Source organism: Pseudoalteromonas sp. CR1 (assembly GCF_019392235.1).
Lineage (GTDB): Bacteria > Pseudomonadota > Gammaproteobacteria > Enterobacterales > Alteromonadaceae > Pseudoalteromonas.
On sequence record NZ_JAHXRM010000196.1, the window covers coordinates 1 to 277 of the forward strand.

The 277-nt window shown below is 63.5% G+C and carries 1 pseudogene; it reads right to left on the minus strand.

The window, feature by feature from the left end:
• Positions 1-277, minus strand: a pseudogene (locus KZZ04_RS19080) (OsmC domain/YcaO domain-containing protein); the annotation flags it as partial.

The following is a 277-nucleotide window of genomic DNA, read 5'->3' on the forward strand; positions in this document are numbered from 1 at the left end:
CGCCGACGCCAGTGCGCCTTCCTTGGTCGCGCCCTTGCCGTGGGTAAAGCACATCGGCGAGTGCGCATCGCGGATATGCAGCGACCACACGTTAGGCACGATGTTGCGCCACGAGGCGATTTCAATTTTCATGCCCAGGCCAGCCAGGATGCCGGACATATTGGCGATGGTCTGCTCCAGCGGCAGGTCCTTGCCCGCGATGTAGGTGCCTGCGTCGGAGGTCGAGCCGGGCATCAACAGCGCCTGGGCATCGGCGTCGAGGTTTTCCACCTCTTCG